This window comes from Streptomyces sp. AC512_CC834, assembly GCF_019049325.1.
GTDB lineage: Bacteria > Actinomycetota > Actinomycetes > Streptomycetales > Streptomycetaceae > Streptomyces.
This window is the reverse complement of the sequence record NZ_JAGMUO010000101.1, coordinates 78,087-101,876: the sequence shown is the minus strand read 5'-3', so window position 1 is coordinate 101,876 and position 23,790 is coordinate 78,087. Positions and strand designations below refer to the sequence as shown.

The following is a 23,790-nucleotide window of genomic DNA, read 5'->3' as shown; positions in this document are numbered from 1 at the left end:
GCGTACGGCTGACGCGCGTACGTGCGGTGGGGGCGGCGCCCTCGGTGAGGCTGAAGCGGGCGGTCAGGCCTTCGCGCCGGCCTTGACCTTGGCCTTGGTCTTGGCCTTGGCGCCGGGGGTCGTCACCCGGTGCTCCGGGTGGGACTTGTCCAGGACCATGATCAGTCCCGCGATGATCGCGAACAGCGCGACCGGGGTCAGGACGTAGAGGCCCAGCGTCTCGACGACGCTCAGGCCGGTGCCGGGGTCGTCGCCGTCGTCGCGGGTCAGCGCGAGCGCGGGGGACGACATGAGCAGCATCATCAGCGTCGTACCGGCTGCCAGGGCGCCGGCGCGCAGGGCGTTCTTCTTGTCCACGGTGCAAAGTTAGCGAACGCCCGCGGCGGCCGCGCGCGCGGGGTGCCCGTACGGGGCCCGCGGGCACCTCTCGGCCATCCCTCTCGACCATCCCGTCCCGCTCAGCCGTCCCGCTCAGCCGTCCCGCTCAGCCGTCCCGCCCAGGCTGTTCCAGTCGCCGCCGCGTTCCCGTACGACGTCGATCAGGGCGTGCAGGCGGGGCGAGGCGGCCAGTTCCTCCAGGGTGACCGGGCGGCCCTCGGCGTCGGCGACGGGCAGCCGCCAGTTCGGGTACTGGTCCCAGGTGCCGGGCAGGTTCTGCGGGCGGCGGTCGCCGACGGCGTCCGGGAGCCAGATGCCGACCATGCGGGCGGGGGTGCGCAGCAGGAAGCGGTGCACGGCCTGGATCTCCGCCTCCTCGGCGGGCGTTCCGGTGTCGCCGCCGGTGCCGTGCAGCAGCCCGAGCCGGGCCAGTACGTCCAGCCACTGGGCCGTGTCCGCGGACGCCTCGGCGCGTTCCTCCTCCAGCGGGCGGCTGAGCAGCCCGAGCCGGTCGCGGAGTTCGACGTGTTCGCCGGTGAGGCGGGCAGCGGTGGACGGCAGGTCGTGGGTGGTGGCGGTGGCCAGGCAGTCGGCGCGCCACCGCTCGGGCGGCAGGGGGCGGCCGTCGCCGGTCCAGTCCCGTTCGAACCACAGCACCGAGGTACCGAGCACCCCGCGTTCGCGCAGCGTCTCGCGCACCCCGGGCTCCACGGTGCCCAGGTCCTCGCCGATGACCAGGGCGCCGGCCCGGGCGGCCTCCAGGACGAGGACGGCGAGCATGGCCTCGGCGTCGTAGTGGACGTAGGTGCCCTCGGTGGGCGGGTGGCCCTCGGGGACCCACCAGAGCCGGAACAGGCCCATGACGTGGTCGATGCGCAGGGCTCCGGCGTGCCGGAACAGGCCTCGCAGCAGGCGCCGGAAGGGTGCGTAGCCGCAGTCGGCAAGGCGGTCGGGGCGCCAGGGCGGCAGGCCCCAGTCCTGGCCGCGTGAGTTGAACGCGTCCGGCGGTGCGCCCACCGACATGCCGGCGGCGAAGTACTCCTGCTGGGCCCAGGAGTCGGCGCCCCGCGGGTGCACGCCGACGGCGAGGTCGTGGACGATCCCGACCGGCATGCCCGCCTCGCGGGCGGTGTGCTGGACGGCGGTGAGCTGGGTGTCGGTGAGCCAGGTGAGGCGGGCGTGGAAGTCGACGCGGTCCATCAGCTCGGTGCGGGCCCGGTCGGTCTCGGCCGAACGGGGGTCGCGCAACCCCTCCGGCCACCGGTGCCAGTCGGAGCCGTGGATCTCGGCGAGGGCGCACCAGGTGGCGTGGTCCTCGAGGGCGGTGCCCTGGTCGGCGAGGTAGTCGCAGTAGGCGGCGCGGCGGCCGGGGCCGAGGGGGATCTCGTGGAGCAGTTCCAGGGCGTCGCGCTTCAGCTCCCACACGGCGTCCCGGTCGATGAGGGCGTCCTTGTCCAGCACGCCCTCGCGCAGCCGCCCGGCCCGTTCCCGCAGGGTCCGGGCGCGCTCGTGGTCGGTGACGTACGCGAACTCGGGCACGTCCTCGATCCGCAGGTGCACGGGGTCGGGGAAGCGGCGCGAGGAGGGGCGGTAGGGGGACGGGTCGGTGGGGGCGCCGGGCACGGCCGCGTGCAGCGGGTTGACCTGTACGAATCCGGCGCCGAGGGCGCGTCCGGCCCAGGCGGCCAGTTCGCCGAGGTCGCCGAGGTCGCCCATGCCCCAGGAGCGGCGGGAGAGGAGGGAGTAGAGCTGGACGAGGAGCCCGTAGGAGCGGGTGGCGGGGGTGGGCAGCCGGGCGGGCGCGACGATCAGGTGGGCCTCGGCGGTCCGGCCGTCCGGCGCGGTGGCGCTCAGGCGGTGGACTCCGGGCGGGAGCCGCCTCGCGTCGGTGCGGGTCTCGCCCTGCTCGGTGTCGACGCGCAGCCGGGTGCCCTCGGGCAGGGCGGCCAGGGCGGGCGGGGTGCCGCCGTCGCTCCGGCCGACGACGGTGGGCGGCAGCAGCCGTGCGCGCAGCTCGCCCTCACGGGCGGTGAGCGCGGCCCGTACGGCGCCGGGCGTGCTCGTGTCCACGCCGAGGGCGGCCAGCGCGAGGGTGACGGCGGTGGCCGAGGCCGGGACGGTGCGGTCCGGGGACGGTCGGTGGGAGGTGGCGACGCCATGCAGGGCGGCGAGCCTGGTCAGATCCTCGGGAAGGCCTTCGGGAAGGTCCTCGGTGGGTGGCTCGGCCGGCCGGGCTGCTGGCATCTGTGACCTCTACGACCTCGTGGGTTCCGGGACGGGGACGGCGAAGGAGGGGCCACCCTGCTCCGGCACGTCCGCCGTGAGCTCGGGCGAGGACTCGCTGGTCAGCGGTACGGCGTCGGCGAACGGCGACTCGCTGGTGAGGGGCTCGGCGTCGGGCAGCGGCGGTTCGCTGGTCAGCGGGGCCTCGGCGCAGCTCCCGGTCGCGCCGAAGACGCAGTAGTGCGGGGTCTCGGAGGCGGCGGAGGGCTCCGCCCAGGGTGTGGACGGCTCCGCCACGGGTTTGGACGGGGCCGGGAGCAGAAGCGGTGCCAGTGCAGCCACGGGGGTCTCCTTTGTGAGCTTTGGTCGAGCTCTGTCGAGCACGCTTTTGGCGGGTTACGGCAGCCCCTACCCAGTCCGCGCGAAGACAGGCGCCCCGGCACCGACAACGTGGCCCTGTTCACACGCCACCAACCTCAAAAGTCATGAACCCGGTCAAAAAATCACCTAACCCTCCGGCGGATCACCCAAACCGGTCACGCCGGTGTCACCCACCCTCGTGAGCGCGCCGTGGGCACCGCCCCTGGCTGCACGCAGGCCGCACGCGGATGAGGGAAATCGGCGAAGCCGTCGGCAGCTCTCCTCGCTACCGTGGTCGGCATGACCACACGGCAGGGCACCGGGCGACTGGCGCTCCTGGCGGTGCCGTGGGCAGGCCTGCCGCTGCTCGCCGCGTTGTTCGTCCACGGCGCCGATGCCTCCGGTGTCCTTCTCGTGTACGCGGTCGCGATCGCGGCGTTGTGGACGGGGCAGTGCAGCGGGCTCTCGTGGAAGAGGCCTGAACGGGTGCAGGGCTTGCTTGCCGAGGGCGAGAAGGTGATGGCGGTACTGCCGGTCCGCCACCCCCGCTCTTCAGTGGGCCGGCGCCTGCTTCACGGCTGCTTCGTCGTCCTGACCGAGCGCCAGGTCCTCGTGTTCGCGTACAACCGGCTTCTCGATGTCCCGACGGATCTCATGTGGGAGGTGGACCGGCACGAGGACGCTGTAGTGCTGCGCGACGGGCGGACCCTGGTCCTGTCGACGCCGGGCACCCCGACCGAGCTGGCACTTCCACGCCGTCACCGGCCGACCACGACGCCCCGTCCGGCCGCGCTCCTGCGCAAACCGCCGCCTGCCCCGCAGCCGCCTCCGTCCCGACCAGGACGCGGGCGCGGGCCGTACTGAAAGGCGTGAGCAGTCGGCGGACAACTGTCATCTGGGCGCTCAAAGGAGCGGCTTGAGGACAGTGGGGGCACGCGTGTTCACGGTGTCAAAGTAGTCACATGACGTCCCTGCCGCCTCGGCTCCTCCAGGCGCTCGACCGGTTCAACGCCGCTCACCCCTGGGACCACAACGCCCACTACCACCCCTGGATCCTGCGGCAACTCCCCCACCGGTTCGGCAGCGCACTGGACGTCGGTTCCGGCAGCGGCGACCTGGCCCGGCTCCTCGCCACCCGCGCCGACGAGGTCCACGGCGTCGACTCCGACCCCGTGATCACCTCACGGGCGCGCGCGCTGACCTCCGAGGAGGCGGCGGCATCCTTCACCGTGGGGGACGCCCTGACAGGGCTCCCCGCCGGACCTCACGACGTCATCACCTGCGTCGCCACCCTCCACCATCTGCCGTTCACCGAAGCCCTCGACGCCTTCCGCAGGCACCTGGCTCCCGGCGGCACGCTGGTCGTCGTAGGCCTCTTCCGGCCACAGACCGCCACGGACCACGTGCTCGGCGCGACCGCCGCCCCCCTGAACGCCGCGACCGGGTGGCTCAAGAACGGGGGCCGAAGAGTGCCCCGCCCCACCTCGATGACCGCCCGGACCCGACCGGCCGACATGCCCTTCTCCGACATCACCGAAGCGGCCCGTACGGTTCTGCCCGGCGCCCGGCTGCGCCGCCGACTCTTCTGGCGCTACACACTCACGTGGAGTCGCCCCTGACCGAGCAGCCGCCCCGACTCCCCCGCGAACCGCGCCCAGGCCTGCGGCGCGAGGCGAAGTATCGGGCCGTCGCCAGAGTTCTTTGAGTCGCGGACCGCCACGGTCTCGGGCACGTTGAGGGCGACCTCGACGCATTCGCCGGTGGTGTTGCTGTAGCCGGACTTCACGAAGTCGAACTCGGACACCGGTCAAATCTCCTGTCGGAACAGCCTCGATGAGCCGGCAAAGCGCGCCCATGACTGAGGCGCGAGACGGAGTATCGGCCCGACGGCATCCTTGGAGTCTCGGACGGCCACGATCCCGGGTACGTTGACGGCGACCTCGACGCATTCGCCGCTTCCGCTGCTGTAGCTGGACTTCACGAAGTCGAAGCCGTTCATCAATGCGTGTCCTCGCTGATGGTCTCGATCAGTCTGAGCGAGTCCTTGGGAGCCAGGCTCAGTCGTGCGGTGCGGTCGAAGAACGAGCTGTACGTAACACTTTCGGCCTCGTCCTCGACCCACACGGTAGCCGCGATGGTGTCGACGTGAACCACGTCGACGGCCTCGGGTTCGACGAACGAGACGATGCTGAAGGCTCCGGCCATACAGGCGTGCCCGCCCGCCCGGAACGGCAGTACCTGAAGCCGCACGTTGGGGAGTTGGGCCAGCTCCAGGATGCGGTGAAGCTGCGCGCGCATCACGTCGGCTCCGCCGACCTGCTGCCGTAGAGCGGCTTCCCAGACGACCGCGTAGAGCTGGAGGGGCTCGCTCCCCTCAAGACGCTCCTGCCGCTTCATCCGGACGTCGACGACGCCCTCGATCTCATCCGGGTCCGTCCAGACTCCCTCACTGACCACCAGGGCCCTTGTGTACTCGGGCGTTTGGAGCAGGCCGGGCACGAACGCCTGCTGCCAGGTGCGGACCCCACCGGCCACGTCCTCCATGGAGATGTACTCCGCCACCGTCTCGGCCTGCGGCGACTGCTTCCACCACCCCTTCGCCTTACGGCGTTCCCGGTCCAGCCGGGCAAGGCCGAGCAGCCGGTTGACAGTCCGGTCCTCGCGCACTCCGTAGAACTCGCAGAGCGTGCGGATGTCCGGGTCCCGCATGGGCACCCAGCCACGTTCCATCTTCACGACCTTCGTCGCGGTAGCGGAGATGGCGCCGGCAGCCTGCTGTTGTGTACGGCCCGATCCGTCACGAAGACGCAGTAGCTCGACACCCAGCTTGCGGCCCAGAACCGTCGAGATCCGGTTTCCTGCGGCTTGAGTTGATCGCGTCACCGCCACAGTGTGGCGCCGATCCGCGACAACGTCGAACTATGGGGAATTAATTCCCTGAAGCGATTGCTCCCAGAGCGCTCACTCCGCTACTTTGAGTATCAATCCGCTCACTCTGCGGCCCATCCTCGGCGGAAGTGCACCGTCCTGCCCCCACACAGGCACGGCAGAGACACCGCCGCCCGCATCTGGAGGCTCCTCTCCATGGCAGAGCCCATGCCCTTGCCGCCGTCCGCACCGCTCCTCCACGAAGACCTGCTCGACTACACCCCCACCCAGCGCAGCGTCCCCCTCGCCCGGCGCAGAGCCGCACGGCTCGTCGCGGATTGGGGGCAGCCGGGCCTCGCGGGAGACGCCGCCCTCGTCGTGTCGGAGCTGATGACCAACGCCCTGTTGCACGGCAGCCTCCGGGGACGGCTCATCCGCGTACACATCACCCTCGACCCCCGGACCCTTCGGGTCGAGGTGAGCGACCCGCGTGGCGAGCGGCTGCCGCGCCCGCGCCCGGTCGGGGAGGTCGACGAGCAGTTCGGGCGCGGACTCCTGCTGGTGGGGGCGCTGGCCACGCGGTGGGGCTGGGAGCCGCGGAGTGTCGGCAAGACCGTGTACGCCGAGTGGGATGCCCCGCCTGACGGGCCGAATCTCCCCTACGCTGAGCGTGTGGACCCCCGCAGATCCGGAGGAGCCTTGTGACCGTGACCGATGACAGGCCGCAGATGCTCGTCAGCGAGTTCGAAGAACTCGCCCGCCACGCCGACCGGAGCATAGAAGGCGCGCGGCTCGAGTTCATCAACGGACATCTTGGGGGGAAGGCCGTGCCCGACGGCGACCACGGGCGTGTCATCCAGTGGCTGACGCGCATCTGCATGCAACACCGGCCCGACCTGTGGCTGGATCCGACACAGGGACTGGTGATCGAGGCGTACCGTGGCGGTCGCGCCCGACCGGACGGCTCCCTGGCCCCGGCGGAGGCCTTCGTCGGCCAGGGCGAATGGGCCGACCCCGCCCCCGTCCTCATGGTCGTCGAGGTCACCTCGTACGACTCGGACACCGACCGGCGCGATCGGATCGACAAGCCCCGGGCCTATGCGGAGACTGGCATCCCGGTGTACCTGCTGATCGACCGGGACACCTGCGAGGTGAAGGTGCACAGCCGCCCGGACGGGGGACGGTACGAGACCGTGCAGACGCTGCCCTTCGGCAAGGAGGTCGCGCTGCCCGAGCCGGTCGGGATCGCCCTGGACACCGAGCCGCTGAAGAACTGGGTGCGCTGACCCCGGGCAGACAGAGGCCCGGAGCGTCAGGCGGAAATGCCGTCGATCCGGGCCATGGCGTCCTCCGCGCCGTACGGTTGCAAGTACGGCAGCCAGCGCGGGTCCCGGTGGCCGGTGCCGATGATGCGCCAGGCCAGACCGGTGGGCGGGGCCGGTTTGTGGCGCAGGCGCCAGCCCAGCTCGACCAGGTGGCGGTCGGCCTTGACGTGGTTGCAGCGGCGGCAGGACGCCACCACGTTCTCCCACGCGTGCAGGCCCCCGCGACTGCGCGGGATGACGTGGTCGACGCTGGTGGCTACGGCGCCGCAGTACATGCAGCGGCCTCCGTCGCGGGCGAAGAGGGCACGGCGGGTGAGCGGGACGGGGCCCCGGTAGGGCACCCTCACGAATCGCTTGAGCCGGACCACGCTGGGTGCGGGCACGGTGACGGTCGCGCTGTGCAGAAACGCGCCGGACTCCTCGAGGCACACGGCCTTGTTCTCCAGGACGAGGACGAGCGCGCGGCGGAGCGGTACGACGCCGAGCGGCTCGTACGACGCGTTGAGGACCAGGACATGCGGCACGGGTGCCTCCTTGGGCGTCGGCGGCGCGTGGCTCGCGCCGGGACGATCTGGTTCAGTCTCCCCTCATGCCTGGTCGTAGCGCCACCATGTCCCGGTAACGGGCTGGGAGTGTTTTCGACCACACGGGACGCGACGCCAGGGGCGTGACCAGTCCGAGCGCGGGTGAGCACCGTCTCTCCCGCCCATTTCGGGCCGAACCGCGTCCGGTGCCCCGTTAGTGTGGTGCATCTGCCCGTCCGGTGACCTTTCCGTGACCTTGGACCGGACCCTCGGACCGGACCGCGCAGGACGGGCCGCCGCACCTGGAGGTATCCGTCGTGTCCCTGTCCGCCGCCGTCCTGCTGGCCGCCGGTTCGTCGCCCTCGCCGTCCCCGTCGCCGACGGCCCCGGCCGTGCCCTCGCTCCGGGAGGCCCACGAGAGCGCGACGAACGCCGCGGGCTGGGTCGAGGAGAACTGGTCGACGTGGCTCGCGATCGGGCTGCGGGTGCTGCTGATCGTGGTGATCGCGGTGGTGCTGCGCGCCGTCGTGAGGCGGGCTATCAGCAAGTTCATAGAGCGGATGAACCGGCGGACCGGGCCGTCCGGCGGCACCGCCCTGAGCGGGCTCCTGGTCAACGCCGAGCGGCGCCGGCAGCGGTCGGAGGCCATCGGGTCCGTACTGCGCTCGGTGGCCAGCTTCCTCATCCTCGGCACCGCGGCCCTGATGGTGCTCGGCACCTTCCAGATCAACCTGGCTCCGCTGCTGGCCTCCGCCGGTGTCGCCGGTGTGGCGATCGGCTTCGGCGCCCGCAACCTGGTCACGGACTTCCTGTCCGGCGTCTTCATGATCCTTGAGGACCAGTACGGCGTCGGCGACAGCATCGACGCGGGCGTGGCCTCCGGCGAGGTCATCGAGGTCGGGCTGCGGGTGACCAAGATGCGCGGGGTCGACGGCGAGATCTGGTACGTCCGCAACGGCGAGGTCAAGCGGATCGGCAACCTCTCCCAGGGCTGGTCGACGGCCGGCGTGGACGTGACCGTCCGTTCCGACGAGGACCTCGACAAGGTGAAGGAGACCCTCGCCGCGGTCGGCGAGCGGATGAGCAAGGAGGAGCCCTGGAACGAGATGCTCTGGGGCCCGATCGAGGTCCTCGGCCTGGACTCCGTACTGCTCGACTCCATGGTGGTGCGGGTCTCCGCGAAGACCATGCCCGGCAAGGCCCTCACCGTCGAGCGTGAGCTGCGCTGGCGCATCAAGCGCGCCTTCGACGAGGCCGGCATCGCGATCGTCGGCGGGGCCACGGTCCCGCTGGACGGCGCCGCCGCTCCCGATCCGACGGCGGGCGTCGCGGCGCCGTCGGCGTACGCGAGCTCGGTCTCGCCGCAGTCCATCGCGGCATCCCCGATCCCCCCGCCGAGCACCAGCAAGTAGCGGCTCCCGTCCCCGTCCCGTCCCCGTCCTGCCGCCTTTCCGCCGCCTTTCCGCCCCCGAGGTAACGACTGTGTTGCCTCGGGGGCGGTCTCTTGACGGCCCTTTGCGGGCGGCCTACGTTTCTCAGTCAACAGGAAACTTTCCTAACAGACTCGCACCCGTTCCGTGATCGGCGCGGTGGACTTCCCCCACCGCCCCCTGAAAAGCTGAGCGGTCGAGAGGCAGGTGTGGACACGCATGGCAGGAACCGCCGGCACGCCGGGCACCCCACGCGTCCTGCGCGCCATGAACGACCGGGCCGCACTCGACCTCCTGCTGGAGCACGGGCCGCTGTCCCGGACCCGGATCGGCAAACTGACCGGCCTGTCGAAGCCGACCGCCTCCCAGTTGCTGGCCCGGCTGGAGGCGGCGGGGCTGGTGCTGGCCGGGGGTACTACCGAGGGGCGTCCCGGGCCCGGGGCCCAGCTCTACGAGGTCAACCCGGCCGCCGCGTACGCCGCAGGGCTCGACGTGACCCCGGGCCGCATCCTGGCCGCGGTCGCCGACGCCACCGGGCGCACGGTCGGCCGACACGAGCTGCCCACCCCGGGCCGGCGTGCCGCCACTCCCGTCGTCCAGCAGGTCACCGACGCGCTCGACGGCGCGGTGAAGGCGGCCGGACTCGCCCGGACCGACGTCCACCGTCTCGTCATCGGCACCCCGGGCGCCTTCGACCCGGGCACCGGGCGGCTGCGCTACGCCTCCCACCTGCCCGGCTGGCACTCCCCCGCTCTCCTCGACGAACTCGCCGCCGCCCTGCCGATGCCGGTCGAGTACGAGAACGACGTGAACCTCGCGGCCGTGGCCGAACAGCGCCTCGGTGCGGCCCGGGACCACGAGGACTTCGTCCTGCTGTGGAACCAGGAGGGCCTGGGCGCCGCCCTGGTCCTCGGCGGCCGGCTGCACCGCGGCTGGACCGGCGGCGCCGGCGAGGTCGGCTTCCTGCCCGTGCCGGGCGCGCCGCTGGTGCGCAAGGTCAGCCGCACCGGGAGCGGCGGTTTCCAGGAGCTGGCCGGTTCCCAGGCGCTGCCGGGACTGGCCCGGGAGCTGGGCGTCACCGACGTGCCCCCGGGGTCGCACCCGGAGGTCGCCGCCGCCCTCGTCGCCCGCGCCGCGCAGGCCGACGACGACCCGCACCGACGGCTGCTGCAGACCTACGCCACCCGCCTGGCCACCGGCCTCGCCTCCCTCGTCTCGGTACTGGACCCCGAGCTGGTGGTCCTGAGCGGCACCTCCCTCACCGCGGGCGGTGAGGCGCTGCGCGACCTGGTCCAGGACGAGCTGGAGGAGCTGGCCGCCTCCCGGCCCCGGCTCGCCGTCGCCGACGTGACCGAGCATCCCGTACTGCGCGGCGCACTGGAGAGCGCGCTCGCGACCACCCGCGACGAGGTCTTCGACACCTCGCGCTGACCCCCGCGCCACGCCCTGGTCCCCACCCTTCGTCCCTCTCTTCGTCCCTCTCTTCGTCCCTCTCTTCGTCCCCCCCTTCGTCCCACCCTCGCCCTGCCCCGCCCTGTCCCTGGGAGATTCGTCATGCCCGGAATATCCAGAAAAGCGGCCGTCGCGGTCGCCGCCTCCGCCTCCCTCGCCCTGCTCGCCACCGCCTGCACCGGTCAGTCCGAATCCGGCGCCTCCGACGACCCGAACGCCGAGACGACCATCACCTTCTGGCACGGCTGGAGCGCGCCCGCCGAGGTGAAGGCCGTACAGGCGAACGTGGACCGCTTCGAGAAGGCCCACCCCAACATCAAGGTCAAGGTCGTCGGCAACATCAACGACGACAAGCTCAACCAGGCCCTGCGGGCGGGCGGTTCGAACGGCCCGGACGTGGTGTCCTCGTTCACCACCTCCAACATCGGCAAGTTCTGTTCCTCGGGCGCCTTCCTCGACCTGAAGCCGTTCATCGAGAAGTCCAAGCTCGACCTGGACGCGCTCATCCCGAAGCCGATGCTGGAGTACACGCAGTTCGAGGGCACGCGCTGCGCCCTGCCCCTGCTCGGCGACGCCTACGGCCTCTACTACAACAAGGACGCCTTCGAGGCCGCCGGGATCAAGGCACCGCCGAAGACCTGGTCGGAATTCGCCCAGGTGGCCAAGAAGCTGACGAAGTCCAAGGGCGACGGGTACGAGCAGCTCGGCTTCATGCCCAACTACCACGGCTACGAGACGGTCGTCGACCACTACATGTCCCAGTGGGACCACGCCTACTTCGGCAAGGACGGCAAGTCCAGCGTCGCCACCGACCCGGCGTTCGCGAAGATGTTCACGTACCAGAAGAAGCTCGTCGACGACCTCGGCGGCTTCGACAAGCTGGAGAAGTACCGCAACACCTTCGGCGACGAATGGGGCGCCAAACACCCCTTCCACACCGGCCAGGTGGCCATGCAGCTCGACGGCGAGTGGCGGCTCGGCATGGCCGAGGACGCCGGGGTGGACTTCGAGATCGGCACCGCGCCGATGCCCGTCGCCGACGACGAGGTGGACGAGTACGGCAAGGGCTTCCTGTCCGGCACCGTCATGGGCATCGCCCCGCAGAGCAAGAAGCAGAACGCCGCGTGGGAACTGATGAAGTACATGACGACCGACACCGAGGCCGTCGTCGCCTTCGCCAACGCCATCCACAACGTGCCCTCCACGTTCCCGGCCCTGAAGTCGCCCGACCTGAAGACGGACCCGGAGTTCAAGACCTTCCTCGAGATCGCCCAGCACCCCGAGTCGAACTCCCCGCCGGCCTCCGTCAACGGCGCCACCTACCAGCTCACGCTCCAGGCCTTCGGCTACCAGTACGAGTCGGGCAAGGTGAAGGACCTCAAGGCGGGACTCGAGAAGACCGCCGAGCAGATCGACCGCGACATCGAGCAGACGAAGTAGCGGTCCATGACCACGACCACGAACACGAGCATGACCACGAACACTCTCCGCGCCAAGCGCCGGTCCTCGGCGCTTCGGACGGTGGCCTTCATGTCGCCGTGGATCGTCGGGTTCGGCGTCTTCTTCGCCTATCCCCTGGTGTCCACCGTGTACTTCTCGCTGATGAAGTACGACGGCTTCGGCGTCCCGGAGTTCCGGGGCCTGGAGAACTGGGCGTACGTCTTCCAGGACTACCCGCTGTTCTGGCCGGCGCTGCGCAACACCCTGTGGCTGGTGCTGGTGATGGTGACCTGCCGGGTGGTGTTCGGGCTCGGCGTCGGGCTGCTCGTCACGAAGATCAGGACGGGGGCCGGGGTCTTCCGGACGCTCTTCTACCTGCCCTACCTCGCCCCGCCGGTCGCCGCGACGCTGGCCTTCGTCTTCCTCCTCAACCCCGGCACCGGACCGGTCAACTCCGTCCTGGAGGGTCTCGGTGTGCCGGCGCCCGGCTGGTTCACGGACTCCGCCTGGTCCAAACCGGCGCTGACCGCGCTCGCGGTGTGGGGCGTGGGCGACCTCATGGTCATCTTCATGGCCGCGCTGCTCGACGTGCCGAAGGAGCAGTACGAGGCGGCCGAACTGGACGGGACCTCGGCCTGGCAGCGGTTCCGGTTCGTGACGCTGCCGAACATCTCACCCATCGTGCTGTTCGCCGTGGTCACGGGCGTGATCCAGACCATGCAGTACTACACGCAGCCGCTGGTCGCGGGGAAGGTCGCCTCCGGGATCATCGGCGGCTCCGGCCAGTCCTTCGAGCCCGGCTATCCCGACAAGTCGACCCTCACCCTCCCCCAACTCGTCTACAACCTCGGCTTCCAGCGTTTCGACTACGGCTCCGCCTGCGTGGTCGCCCTCGTGCTGTTCGCGCTGGCCATGACGTTCACGGCGCTGCTGATGCGCCGCCGGGGCGGACTTCTCCAGGCAGGTGACCGATGACCCAGGTATCGACGGCCCAGGTACGGGACCGGCCTCTCGTGACCGGCACGCCGCCCACCGAACAGCGTGCCGCGCGCCGGCGCGTCCTGCTGCACTGGATCGCCGTCCACTCGCTCGGCGTGGCCGCCGCCCTCTTCTTCACGCTGCCGTTCGTGTTCGTGGTCCTCACCTCGCTGATGAGCGACCAGCAGGCCCTCACCCGCGACCTGTGGCCGCACACCTGGGAGTGGGGCAACTACCGCGCGGTCCTGGACACGCCGGGCTTCCTCACCTGGTGGAAGAACACGCTGCTCTACGCCGGTCTGGGCACCCTCCTGACCGTGGCGTCGTCGATCCCCGTGGCCTACGCGCTGGCCAAGTTCCGCTTCCGGGGCCGGCACCTGTCCCTGATGCTGGTGATCTCGATGATGATGCTGCCCCCGCAGGTGATCATCATCCCGATGTACCTGTTCTGGGCGAAGCAGCTCGACCTGTCGGGCACCCTGTGGCCGCTGATCATCCCGATGGCCTTCGGCGACGCCTTCTCCATCTTCCTGCTGCGGCAGTTCCTGCTGACCATCCCGGACGAGTACCTGGACGCGGCGAGGGTCGACGGCTGCGGGGAGCTGCGCACCCTGCTGAAGGTCGTCCTGCCGATGGCGAAGCCGGGCATCGCGGCCGTGGCCCTCTTCCAGTTCTTCTACGCCTGGAACGACTACTTCGGCCCCCAGATCTACGCCTCCGAGAACCCCGGCGCCTGGACGCTCTCCTACGGCCTGGAGTCCTTCAAGGGCGCCCACCACACCGACTGGAACCTCACCATGGCCGCGACCGTACTGGTCATGGCCCCCGTGATCCTCGTGTTCTTCTTCGCGCAGAAGGCGTTCGTCGAGGGTGTCACGCTCACCGGAGTAAAGGGTTGATGACTGCATGAAACTCACCGTGGTCGGCGGCGGTTCGACCTACACGCCCGAACTGATCGACGGCTTCGCCCGGTTGCAGGACACGCTGCCGGTGGAGGAGCTGGTCCTCGTCGATCCGGCGGCGGACCGGCTGGAGCTGGTCGGCGGACTCGCCCGCCGCATCTTCGCCCGGCAGGGGCACGCCGGCCGGATCGTCACCACCTCCGACCTGGACGCGGCCGTCGACGGCGCCGACGCGGTCCTGCTCCAACTGCGCGTCGGCGGCCAGGCGGCCAGGCAGCAGGACGAGACGTGGCCGCTGGAGTGCGGCTGCGTCGGCCAGGAGACGACCGGCGCGGGCGGCCTCGCCAAGGCGCTGCGCACGGTGCCGGTGGTGCTGGACATCGCCGAGCGGGTCCGCCGGTCCAACCCGGACGCCTGGATCATCGACTTCACCAACCCGGTCGGCATCGTGACCCGCGCCCTGCTCCAGGCCGGGCACCGGGCGGTCGGCCTGTGCAACGTGGCGATCGGGCTGCAGCGCAAGTTCGCCGCGCTGCTCGGGGTGGCACCCGCCGACGTCCACCTGGACCACGTGGGCCTCAACCACCTCACCTGGGAGACCGGCGTCCGGCTCGGCGGCCCCGAGGGCGAGGACGTGCTGCCCCGGCTGCTGGCCGAGCACGGGGAGGCGGTCGCCGCCGACCTCCGCCTGCCCCGGCCGGTCCTGGACCGTCTGGGCGTCGTCCCGTCGTACTACCTGCGCTACTACTACGCGCACGACGAGGTCGTGGACGAACTGCGCACCAAGCCGTCCCGGGCCGCCGAGGTGGCACAGATGGAGCGGCAACTGCTGGAGATGTACGGCGACCCGGCCCTGGACGAGAAGCCCGCCCTGCTGGCCAAGCGCGGCGGCGCCTACTACTCCGAGGCCGCCGTGGACCTGGCCGCCGCCCTGCTCGGCGGCACCGGTTCGCCGTACCAGGTGGTCAACACGTACAACCGGGGCACGCTGCCCTTCCTGCCCGACGACGCGGTGATCGAGGTGCCCGCCGCGGTGGGCGGCGAGGGCGCCGCCCCGCTGCCGGTGCCGGTCGTGGACCCGCTGTACGCGGGCCTGATGGCGAACGTGACGGCGTACGAGGACCTCGCGCTGGACGCGGCCCTGCGCGGCGGCCGGGACCGGGTCTTCCGGGCACTGCTCGCCCACCCCCTCGTCGGCCAGTACGCGTACGCCGAGCAGCTCACCGACCGGCTGATCGCACACAACCGGGAGCACCTGGCGTGGGCCTGACCGCAAGCCTGCTCGCCGTCGACGCGGGCAACAGCAAGACCGACGTGGCCGTCGTGACGGCCGACGGGGAGGTTCTCGCCACGGCCCGCGGCGGTGCCTTCCGGCCGCCCGCGGTGGGGGTCGAGCGGGCCGTGGACGCGCTCGCGGATGCGGTGTCGCGGGCCTTCGGGGCGGCGGGCGTCACCTCCGTCGACCATGTGTCGGCGTGCCTGGCCAACGCCGACCTGCCCGTGGAGGAGGAGCAGTTGGCCGCCGCGCTGCACGCGCGCGCGTGGGGCACGGGCGTCGACGTACGCAACGACACGTTCGCGATCCTGCGGGCCGGTGTCTCCGAGCCGCTGGGTGTCGCCGTCGTGTGCGGGGCCGGCGTCAACTGCGTGGGCATGCGCCCCGACGGCCGCACCGCCCGTTTCCCGGCCATCGGCCGCATCTCCGGGGACTGGGGCGGCGGCTGGGGGCTGGCGGAGGAGGCGCTGTGGCACGCGGCGCGGGCGGAGGACGGTCGCGGGGGGCCCACGGAACTGGCCCGCACCCTGCCGGACCACTTCGGGCTCGACTCGATGTACGCCCTCATCGAGGCCCTGCACCTGCGGCACGTCGAGCCCGTACGGCGGCACGAGCTGACCCCCGTGCTGTTCGCCACGGCGGCCGGTGGCGACCCGCTCGCGCGCTCGATCGTGGACCGGCAGGCCGACGAGGTGGTGGCCATGGCCACGGTCGCGCTGACCCGCCTCGACCTGCTGGCCGAACCGGCGCCGGTCCTGCTGGGCGGCAGCGTGCTGGCGGCCCGGCATCCGCGGCTCGACGACCGGATACGGGAGCTGCTGGCGGCCCGCGCCCCCAAGGCCGTACCCCGGGTGGTCACGGCCCGGCCCGTACTGGGCGCGGTACTGCTGGGCCTCGACCACATGGGCGCGACGCCGGGCGCCCACGCGCGGGCACGGGACCACTTCGCCGCCTGACCCCACCGGCCCCTCTGGTCCCGCCGGGCCCGCCGGGCCCGCCGGGCCCGCTGACGCATCTTGCCCCGCTGGCCCTGCTGGATCTGCTGGCCCCGCTGGCTCTGCTGGCCCGGCAGGCCCGCTGGCCCCGGCAGGGCCGCTGGCCCACCGGGCCCGCTGACGCGTCTGGCCTTGCCGGCCCCGCTGACGCGTCCGGCCCCGACGGCCCTGCTGACACGTCCGGCCCCGGCGGTCCCACTGGCACGTCTGGCCCCGGCGGTCCCGCCAGCCCCGCCAGCCCCGCTGGCCCGCCTGGCCCCGGCGGTCCCACTGGCCCGTCTGGCCCCGGCAGGGCGCAGGCCCACCGGGGCCGCTGACGCGTCTGGCCTTGCCGGCCCCGCTGACGCGTCCGGCCCCGACGACCCCACTGGCACGCCGGACCCGCTGGCACGCCTGGCCCCGCCAGCCCCGCTGGCCCGCCTGGCCCCGGCGGTCCCGCCAGCCCCGCTGACCCGCCTGGGCCGTCTGGCCCGCTGGCCCGTCTGGCCCCGGCAGGGCGCAGGCCCACCGGGGCCGCTGACGCGTCTGGCCTTGCCGGACCCGCTGGCACGCCTGGCCCCGCCAGCCCTGCTGGCCCCGGCGACCCCGCCGGGCCCGGCGACCCCGCCGGGCCCGCCGGGCCCGCTGACGCCTCTGATCCGTCCGGGCGTCGGCGGCGCGGATTGCGTTCGGGGAACCGAACCGGTTCCGGTGACGTATTCATGGGCAGGGGTGGTGCGTTGCACCGGGGACGCATCAAGATCGGGTGAAGGCCGGTGCGAATGTCGGTGCGGGCAGCGATACTTGCGGCGACGGATGACCATGGGGGAGGTCAGCAGTGACTCAACCGCCGAAGGGCAGCGCGGCACCGCCGCCGGGCACCGGCGTGCCGGGCGGGCCCGCTCTGCCCGCCGTACCGCCGCGGTCCGGGCCGGTGCCGGAGCAGCGCTCGGGCGGCACGCCCGCTCCCCCGACCCCGCCCTCGCCCGCGGAGCCGCGCCGTACGGCCTTCGCCGAGGGCGTGGACCGGCTGCGCGCGGCGGCGGTCACCGAGCCGGGGCGGCTGCGCATCATCGGCGCGCTGCTGGCCGTGCTCGTCGTCGCGTTCGGCACCGTCACCGCCTGGCAGATGAACACCCGGTCCACGGCGGCCGACGACGTGCTGACCCGCAGCCAGCCGCTCAGCTCGGCCGCGGCCGACATCTACCGCTCCCTCGCCGAGGCCAACACCGCGGCCTCCAGCGGCTTCCTGGCCGGCGGCCAGGAGACGGAGGACTCCCGTACGCGGTACAACCACGGGATCAGCGCGGCCGCCGAGGGGCTCGTGACGGCCGCCGCCAACTCCGAGCCGAAGTCGCCGGCCGCGACGACCATCGCCGAGCTCAACCGCCTGCTGCCCCAGTACAAGGGCCTGGTGGAGCGCGCCCGCACCTACAACCGGCAGGGCTTCCCGGTCGGCGGCGCCTATCTGCGCTACGCCAACGAGAAGATGCAGGAGGAGATGCTCCCGGCGGCGGAGGACCTCTACCAGAAGGAGAAGCAGCGGCTGAGCGCCGACTACGGCGACGCCAAGCCCTATCCCTGGGCGGCGATCGCTCTCGGCGTCGTCCTGCTCGCCGCGCTGGCCTGGGCCCAGCACCGCAACTACCGGCGCACCAACCGCGTCCTGAACCACGGCCTGGTCGCCGCCACGGCCACCGCCACGATCGTGCTGCTCTGGCTGGTCGTCGGCCACAGCGTCGCCCGGTCGAACCTGGCCGACTCCTACGAGCACGGCGTGCGCTCCCTGAACGCGCTGAACGAGGCCCGCATCGCCTCCCTCAAGGCCCGCGGCAACGAGAACCTCACCCTGGTCTCCCGCGGCGCGGAGACCACGAAGGTGGGAGACAAGACGTACGACTCCTACGATCTCGCCTTCGGCAAGAACATCGACGCCCTCGGCAAGGCGCTGGCCGACGCGGAGCGGCTCGCCGACGACAAGGCGGGCGAACAGCCGGTCGACACGGCGGGCGGCAAGATGACGGAGTGGAAGAAGCGTCACGCCTCGGCCCGTGAGCAGGACGAGAACGGCAACTACCAGCAGGCCCTCGACCTTGTGATCGGCGGTGAAGGCGCCACGGTCGAGTGCTTCGACGGCGTCGACGAAGCCCTCGCCACCGCACTCGAACACGAGAAGAAGGAGTTCCGGCTGGCGGCGGGCGACGGCCTGGGCGCCATGGGACACCTGCCGGAGGGCGCCGGGGTGCTCGCCGGTCTGGGCGCGGCCGGCGCACTGCTCGGCATCGGCCGCAGGCTGTCGGAGTACCGGTGAAGCCGGGTGCGGGCCGGACGGGCCGGATGAGTCGGGCGGGCCGACGGGAAGGGGTACCCGTGGAAGGGGGCGTGAGGATGCGTGCGGGACGGTTGCGGACCGGCCTGAAGGGCTGGGGCGGTGTGGGGACGATGGCCTTCGCCTGCGTCCTCGCGGTGCTGTCGGCCCTGCTCCTGCCGATGGTCCGCTCGCACGGCGAGGGCGGTGGCGGCGACGGCGGTGGCGGCGGCGGCAGGCACGACGGCGGCCACGGCGCCGCCCACGGCAGCCAGGCGCGGGCCGCGCAGGAGTGCACGGCCCCGGAGAAGCAGACCCTCTCCCCGTCGGGGGACGACGGCCCCACCATCGACGACATCCGCGCCCGCGAGGGCGAGAAGCGCAAGCTGATCGTCGGCGTCGACCAGAACAGCTACCGCTGGGGCTACCGCGACCCGAACAGCGGCGGTGACGCCGAGCTGGAGGGCTTCGACATCGACCTGGCGCACCGCATCGCGGGGGACATCCTCGGCGACGAGAACGCGGTGCAGTTCAAGGCGATACCGACCGATCAGCGCATCCCCGCGATCAAGGACGGCCGGGTCGACATGGTGGTCCGCACGATGACCATCAACTGCGACCGGCTGGAGGACGTCGCGTTCTCCGCCCCCTACTTCAAGACCGGCCAGCAGGTGCTGGCGCCCAAGTCCTCGGACATCACCGGGTACGACGGCACGCTGGCCGGCAAGGAGATCTGTACGGCGGCGGGTTCGACGGCACTGAGCACACTGAAGCAGGACCAGAAGGACGGCACGCTCGCCGCCGACGCCGACCTCGGCACCACGGTTCCCAACCAACTGGACTGCCTGGTACGGCTCCAGCTCGGCGAGGTCGACGCGGTGGTCACCGACGGCGCCCTCGCCGCGAGCCAGGCCGCGCAGGACCCGACGGTGGAGCTGAAGGGCGACGCCTTCACCACCGAGTACTACGGCGTGGCGATGAAGAAGGACGCCGACGATCTGGTACGCCGGGTCAACCGGGTCCTGGAGGAGTGGCGCGCGGACCGGGCCGAGGGGTGGCAGCACTCGTACGAGGTGTGGCTGTCGAAGACCATGGACGGCGCGGCGAAGTCGCTGCCACCGACCCCGCAGTACCTGCGCAAGACCTGACCGACGGCCGCACCGCAGGCGAAGAGCACAGGCAAGTCCGCGACAGCGAGAGGTGATCGATGGGCGACACGGGACCCACCGGGCCGGTGATGGACCGGGACGAGGTGGACCGTGCGCTGGCGCGGCTCGGCGCGGAGCACGAGGCGGTCGAGACCTCGCTCCTCGCCCTCCAGGACCACGCGGGCCGCAGACTCCTCGAGGGCGCCGAGCTGACGGGCGTCACCGTCGAGCGCTGGGCCGCCGCGGAGGCGTCGATCACGCTGCTGTGGACCTACTTCGACGCGTACACGGGCGCGCTGCGCACGGCCCGGGAGATCCGCTCCCGGCGCCGCTGGTCCAGCCGCGAGGACCTGGCGGAGCTGACGGCGCTGCTGCGCGACGACGCCGTCACGGTGTCCGGCGGTGTGACCGCCACCGCCAACGCGCCCACCCTGCACGGCGGTCCGGGCCGGCTCAGCGAGCGGTATTCGCTGGTGACGCTGGTGGAGCGGATGAACCAGCTCTACGCGGCCTCGCTGGACATGGTGGTCGCCGCCGACGCGGTGTGGTCGGCGCTGCCCGCCCGGATCGATTTACTGGCCGCCGAGCTCCAGCGCACCCGCAAGCTCGCGCACTCCGTGGGGGTGCGCCCCGGCGAGCATCCGTCCGGCGACGACCTGGAGCGGATCACCCGCACCCTGACCCGGCTGCGCGAGCGGGTGGTGTCCGACCCGCTGGCCTTCTGGCTGCCGGCGCAGGGCAGTTCGGCACCGGGCGGCGGCCGTCCCGACACCACGGTGTACGACCGGGAGGCACGCGCCCTGGAGGAGGTGCGCCGCGAGATCGACGCGGTGCTGGCCGTGCGCCAGGACGCCGAGCAGCGGATCGTGCGGCTGCGGGACGTGCTCTCCCGCGCGGACCGCACGCTCGCCGAGGCCCGCACCGCGCGCGGCGAGGTGCTGGCGAAGATCGCCGCGACGGAGGTGCCGGTCGTCGGCGGGCCGCCGATCGTGCTCCAGGAGCAGTTGGCGGCGGCCGCCGAGTACCGCAGGCACGCCCAGTGGCACCGGCTGTCGCCGCTCCTGGAGTCCCTGGAGGAGAAGGCCGAGGACGAACTGCTGCGCGCCCGGGAGTCGTTGACGGCGGTCACCGCGCCGCTCGCGGTCCGTGCCGAGCTGCGCGGCCGGCTCGACGCGTACAAGGCGAAGATGGCCCGCCTTGGCCACGCCGAGGACCCCGAGCTGGTCGAGAAGTACGAGAAGGCGCGCCGCATGCTGTGGAGCGCGCCCTGCGACCTGCGCGTCGCCGAGCAGGCCGTGCTCCGCTACCAGCACGCGGCGGCCGAACTGCTGGGCTCCGCGCGGCGCGTGCCCGGTCAGGGCGGGCCGGTGGACCGGACGGGGCCCGGCGCATGAGCAACGAGTCAGAGGCCGCGTGACAAGGGGGAGGCAGCGTCATGAGTGAGGCAGGGCGGACGTGTCAGCGTCCCGGCTGCGGCGGGGCCTACGAGGACATGGGCGGCGGCGAGCTGTACTGCGACACGTGCGGTCTCGCGCCGGTCGTCGCCGCGGGCGGCATGATCGGCTCGACGCCGACCGGCGTCACCGGCGGCGGGGGCTCACGCGGGTCGTCGGGCAGCGGGAGTTCACGCTCCGGCGGCCGCAGTTCGCGTACGTCGTCGCAGTCGTCGAAGTCGCGGCGCTCGGTGTCGGGGCGGCTCTCGCGATCGGTCTCGGGCCGGTCCACGGGGCGTTCGGTGTCGGTGCGCAGCTCCGGTTCGGGCGCCGGTTCCACCACGCGCGGGCGCCTCGGCGTCGGCCTCGTCGAGGTTCCCGCGGTCCCGCGGCCCGACCCGCGCGCGATGGTCATGGACCACCCCGAGGTGCCCGAGCGCAAGCGGTTCTGCTCGCGTTCGGACTGCGGGGCACCGGTCGGGCGGGCCCGCGGGGAGCAGCCGGGCCGCACGGAGGGCTTCTGCACCAAGTGCGGCCACCCGTACTCGTTCGTGCCCAAGCTGAACGCCGGGGATGTCGTGCACGGCCAGTACGAGGTGGTGGGCTGTCTCGCGCACGGGGGGCTCGGCTGGGTCTACCTCGCCGTCGACAAGGCGGTCTCCGACCGCTGGGTGGTCCTCAAGGGCCTGCTGGACACCGGCGACCAGGACGCGATGGCGGCGGCGATCTCCGAGCGGCGCTTCCTCGCCGAGATCGAGCACGCCAACATCGTGCGGATCTACAACTTCGTCGAGCATCTCGACCAGCGCACCGGCTCCCTCGACGGCTACATAGTGATGGAGTACGTCGGCGGCAAGTCGCTCAAGGAGATCGCCAACGCCCGCCGCTCCCCGGCGGGCCGGCGCGACCCGCTGCCGGTCGAACAGGCCTGCGCGTACGGCATCGAGGCGCTGGAGGCGCTCGGTCATCTGCACAGCCGCAAGGTGCTGTACTGCGATTTCAAGGTCGACAACGCCATCCAGACCGAGGACCAGCTCAAGCTGATCGACATGGGCGCGGTCCGCCGCATGGACGACGACGAGTCGGCCATCTACGGCACGGTGGGCTACCAGGCCCCGGAGGTCGCCGACGTCGGCCCGTCGGTGGCGTCCGACCTGTACACCGTCGGGCGCACCCTCGCCGTGCTGTCGTTCGACTTCCAGGGCTACACCACCGTCTACGCCGACTCGCTGCCGGACCCCGACAGCATCGATGTCTTCCGGCACTACGAGTCGTACTACCGGCTGCTGGTGCGGGCCACCGACCCCGATCCGGCCCGCAGATTCGCCTCCGCGCAGGAGATGGCGGAGCAGCTTACGGGTGTGCTGCGCGAGGTCGTCTCGCTCCAGACGGGCCGCGCCCGGCCCGCCGTGTCCACGCTGTTCGGGCCCGAGGTGCGGGTGACGGACACGGAGTTGTTCCCGCGGCTGGACGGCGAGGTGTCGCGGCTCGGGGCCCGGGCGGCGCGTACGAGGCGGCGCGGCACCGGCGCGGTGTCGCCGCCGGGCGGCGCGGGCGCGGGTCCGGCCCTGCCGGGCGGGACGGGCCCTGCCGTGGGGGCGCCGGGCGGGACCGTCGCGGTCGCCGGACCTGGCGGCGCCACGGGCGCGGGCGCGGGTGCGGGCGGCGGTACGGGAACGGGTGCCGGTCCGGTGGGCGGCGCGGGTGCGGTGGCGGGGGCGAGCGCCTCGCTGGCCGGTGCCGTGAGTTCCGTCGGCGGTATCGGCGGTACCGACGGCGCAGGTGGTGTGGGTGGTGTGGGTGGTGTCGGCGGTGGGGTCTCCGGCCTGGTCAAGTCGGCCGACGCGCCGACCGCCGCCCTCGCGCTGCCGGTCCCCCGGGTCGACGCCGGCGACCCCAACGCGGGTTTCCTGGCCGGCCTCATGGCGTCCGCGCCCGCCGAGCTGCTGACCGCGCTGGCCGCAGCGCCGGCGCCGTCGACCGAGACGCGGCTGCGGCAGACCCGGGCCCGGCTGGAGAACGGCGACGCGTCCGGGGCGCTGGAGGCCCTGGAGACGCTGGAGGACGAGCGCCCCGACGACTGGCGGGTGGTCTGGTACCGCGGTCTCGCCGCCCTGGTGACCGGCGCCCACGACGACGCCGCGCTGGCCTTCGACGCGATCTACGACGCCTTCCCCGGCGAGATCGCGCCCAAGCTGGCGCTCGCCCTGTGCGCGGAGGTGCTGGGCCAGCTCGACAACGCCGCCGAGTACTACCGGCTGGTGTGGGCCTCCGACCCGAGCCATGTCAGCGCGGCGTTCGGGCTGGCCCGGGTCCAGCTCGCGGGCGGCGACCGGGGCGGTGCCGTACGGACGCTGGAGTCGGTGCCCGAGTCGTCCATCCACTGCACCGGCGCGCGCGTGGCGACCGTACGGGCGCGGCTGCGGCAGCGCACCGCGGCCGCGGGCGACCTGGCGTTCCTGGACGATCTGATCGCCGCCGCGCGGCAGGTCGAGGCGCTGGACGTGTACGGTCTGGATCCGGCGCGGCGCGAGCAACTGTCGGCCGAGGTCCTCGGTTGCGCGCTGGACTGGGTACTCTCCGGAGGTCGGGGTTCCGTCCCTTCCGCCGCCGGGGGACGGACGCTGCTCGGCAGCGGCCTGGACGAACGCGGCCTGCGTTTCGGCCTGGAGCGTTCGTACCGCACGCTGGCCCGGCTGGCGCGGGGCGGCGAGGAGAGGATCGACCTGGTGGAACGTGCCAATCGTTACCGCCCCCGGACGTGGGTGTAG

The 23,790-nt window shown here is 72.4% G+C and carries 22 protein-coding genes, 1 tRNA gene and 1 pseudogene; 16 read left to right on the top strand and 8 right to left on the bottom strand.

Annotated features, from left to right (window positions below; genetic code table 11):
* Positions 1-63: 63 nt before the first annotated feature.
* The 3 genes from KUM40_RS32735 to KUM40_RS32725 form a co-directional block, all read right to left on the bottom strand.
* Positions 64-357 carry a hypothetical protein gene (locus KUM40_RS32735; RefSeq protein WP_217169918.1) on the bottom strand — a complete coding sequence of 98 codons (294 nt, stop codon included), beginning with the start codon at positions 355-357 and terminating at the stop codon, positions 64-66.
* Positions 358-471: 114 nt separating this feature from the next.
* On the bottom strand, positions 472-2,622 hold the full coding sequence (gene malQ / locus KUM40_RS32730) for a 4-alpha-glucanotransferase (protein ID WP_217169917.1): 2,151 nt from the start codon (positions 2,620-2,622) through the stop codon (positions 472-474).
* 9 nt (positions 2,623-2,631) lie between these two features.
* On the bottom strand, positions 2,632-2,943 hold the full coding sequence (locus KUM40_RS32725) for a hypothetical protein (RefSeq protein WP_217169916.1): 312 nt from the start codon (positions 2,941-2,943) through the stop codon (positions 2,632-2,634).
* A gap of 318 nt (positions 2,944-3,261) precedes the next feature.
* On the opposite strand from KUM40_RS32725, the gene KUM40_RS32720 reads away from it, so the two are divergent.
* Both KUM40_RS32720 and KUM40_RS32715 read left to right on the top strand, forming a co-directional pair.
* Positions 3,262-3,825, top strand: coding sequence for a hypothetical protein (locus tag KUM40_RS32720; RefSeq protein ID WP_217169915.1), 564 nt, complete (start codon positions 3,262-3,264; stop codon positions 3,823-3,825).
* Between the two features lie 98 nt (positions 3,826-3,923).
* Entirely contained in the window at positions 3,924-4,580 is a 657-nt protein-coding gene (locus KUM40_RS32715; protein ID WP_217169914.1) for a bifunctional 2-polyprenyl-6-hydroxyphenol methylase/3-demethylubiquinol 3-O-methyltransferase UbiG, read from the top strand.
* Here KUM40_RS32715 and KUM40_RS32710 read toward each other — a convergent pair.
* Genes KUM40_RS32710 through KUM40_RS32700 form a run of 3 tightly spaced genes read right to left on the bottom strand, consistent with a single transcriptional unit; the run spans position 4,553 to position 5,799 of the window.
* Positions 4,553-4,765, bottom strand: a complete 213-nt coding sequence (locus KUM40_RS32710; RefSeq protein ID WP_217169913.1) for a DUF397 domain-containing protein — start codon at positions 4,763-4,765, stop codon at positions 4,553-4,555. The genes KUM40_RS32715 and KUM40_RS32710 overlap by 28 nt on opposite strands.
* Positions 4,766-4,768: 3 nt before the next feature.
* Positions 4,769-4,960: a DUF397 domain-containing protein gene (locus tag KUM40_RS32705; RefSeq protein WP_217169912.1), complete on the bottom strand. Its 192-nt coding sequence runs from the start codon at positions 4,958-4,960 to the stop codon at positions 4,769-4,771.
* Positions 4,960-5,799 (bottom strand): helix-turn-helix transcriptional regulator, encoded by an 840-nt coding sequence (locus KUM40_RS32700; protein ID WP_217170065.1) that lies wholly within the window; start codon positions 5,797-5,799, stop codon positions 4,960-4,962. Before KUM40_RS32700 ends, KUM40_RS32705 begins: the two co-directional genes overlap by 1 nt.
* A gap of 246 nt (positions 5,800-6,045) precedes the next feature.
* On the opposite strand from KUM40_RS32700, the gene KUM40_RS32695 reads away from it, so the two are divergent.
* Both KUM40_RS32695 and KUM40_RS32690 read left to right on the top strand, forming a co-directional pair.
* Complete coding sequence (locus KUM40_RS32695) at positions 6,046-6,534, top strand: ATP-binding protein (RefSeq protein ID WP_254396003.1); 489 nt, start codon at positions 6,046-6,048, stop codon at positions 6,532-6,534.
* Positions 6,531-7,115, top strand: a complete 585-nt coding sequence (locus tag KUM40_RS32690; protein ID WP_217169911.1) for a Uma2 family endonuclease — start codon at positions 6,531-6,533, stop codon at positions 7,113-7,115. Before KUM40_RS32695 ends, KUM40_RS32690 begins: the two co-directional genes overlap by 4 nt.
* Before the next feature lie 26 nt (positions 7,116-7,141).
* Here KUM40_RS32690 and KUM40_RS32685 read toward each other — a convergent pair whose 3' ends face one another.
* Positions 7,142-7,678 carry an HNH endonuclease gene (locus tag KUM40_RS32685; protein ID WP_217169910.1) on the bottom strand — a complete coding sequence of 179 codons (537 nt, stop codon included), beginning with the start codon at positions 7,676-7,678 and terminating at the stop codon, positions 7,142-7,144.
* Positions 7,679-7,995: 317 nt separating this feature from the next.
* Here KUM40_RS32685 and KUM40_RS32680 point away from each other — a divergent pair, with 317 nt between their 5' ends.
* Positions 7,996-9,090: a mechanosensitive ion channel family protein gene (locus KUM40_RS32680; protein WP_217169909.1), complete on the top strand. Its 1,095-nt coding sequence runs from the start codon at positions 7,996-7,998 to the stop codon at positions 9,088-9,090.
* 237 nt (positions 9,091-9,327) lie between these two features.
* Positions 9,328-9,498 (top strand): annotated as a pseudogene (locus tag KUM40_RS42740) (MarR family transcriptional regulator); the annotation flags it as partial.
* Between the two features lie 238 nt (positions 9,499-9,736).
* On the opposite strand, the gene KUM40_RS32670 reads toward KUM40_RS42740, so the two are convergent.
* Positions 9,737-9,834, bottom strand: a tRNA-Leu gene (locus KUM40_RS32670).
* Positions 9,835-9,891: 57 nt separating this feature from the next.
* On the opposite strand from KUM40_RS32670, the gene KUM40_RS32665 reads away from it, so the two are divergent.
* The 10 genes from KUM40_RS32665 (at position 9,892) to KUM40_RS32620 (ending at position 23,790) form a co-directional block, all read left to right on the top strand.
* Positions 9,892-10,539, top strand: coding sequence for an ROK family protein (locus tag KUM40_RS32665; protein WP_217169908.1), 648 nt, complete (start codon positions 9,892-9,894; stop codon positions 10,537-10,539).
* 123 nt (positions 10,540-10,662) lie between these two features.
* Positions 10,663-12,000, top strand: a complete 1,338-nt coding sequence (locus tag KUM40_RS32660) for an ABC transporter substrate-binding protein (protein WP_217169907.1) — start codon at positions 10,663-10,665, stop codon at positions 11,998-12,000.
* Between the two features lie 30 nt (positions 12,001-12,030).
* Positions 12,031-12,975, top strand: coding sequence for a carbohydrate ABC transporter permease (locus KUM40_RS32655; protein WP_217169906.1), 945 nt, complete (start codon positions 12,031-12,033; stop codon positions 12,973-12,975).
* Complete coding sequence (locus tag KUM40_RS32650) at positions 12,972-13,877, top strand: carbohydrate ABC transporter permease (RefSeq protein ID WP_217169905.1); 906 nt, start codon at positions 12,972-12,974, stop codon at positions 13,875-13,877. Before KUM40_RS32655 ends, KUM40_RS32650 begins: the two co-directional genes overlap by 4 nt.
* 7 nt (positions 13,878-13,884) lie before the next feature.
* Complete coding sequence (locus KUM40_RS32645) at positions 13,885-15,150, top strand: 6-phospho-beta-glucosidase (RefSeq protein WP_217169904.1); 1,266 nt, start codon at positions 13,885-13,887, stop codon at positions 15,148-15,150.
* Positions 15,141-16,112: a BadF/BadG/BcrA/BcrD ATPase family protein gene (locus KUM40_RS32640; RefSeq protein ID WP_217169903.1), complete on the top strand. Its 972-nt coding sequence runs from the start codon at positions 15,141-15,143 to the stop codon at positions 16,110-16,112. The genes KUM40_RS32645 and KUM40_RS32640 overlap by 10 nt, the downstream gene beginning before the upstream one ends.
* A gap of 856 nt (positions 16,113-16,968) precedes the next feature.
* Positions 16,969-18,441 carry a hypothetical protein gene (locus tag KUM40_RS32635; protein ID WP_217169902.1) on the top strand — a complete coding sequence of 491 codons (1,473 nt, stop codon included), beginning with the start codon at positions 16,969-16,971 and terminating at the stop codon, positions 18,439-18,441.
* A 77-nt stretch (positions 18,442-18,518) separates the two neighbouring features.
* Positions 18,519-19,586 (top strand): glutamate ABC transporter substrate-binding protein, encoded by a 1,068-nt coding sequence (locus KUM40_RS32630; RefSeq protein ID WP_217170063.1) that lies wholly within the window; start codon positions 18,519-18,521, stop codon positions 19,584-19,586.
* Between the two features lie 59 nt (positions 19,587-19,645).
* The gene (locus KUM40_RS32625; protein WP_217169901.1) at positions 19,646-20,980 is read left to right on the top strand and encodes a hypothetical protein; all 1,335 of its coding nucleotides are present in this window, start codon (positions 19,646-19,648) and stop codon (positions 20,978-20,980) included.
* Positions 20,981-21,021: 41 nt separating this feature from the next.
* On the top strand, positions 21,022-23,790 hold the full coding sequence (locus KUM40_RS32620) for a serine/threonine-protein kinase (protein ID WP_217169900.1): 2,769 nt from the start codon (positions 21,022-21,024) through the stop codon (positions 23,788-23,790).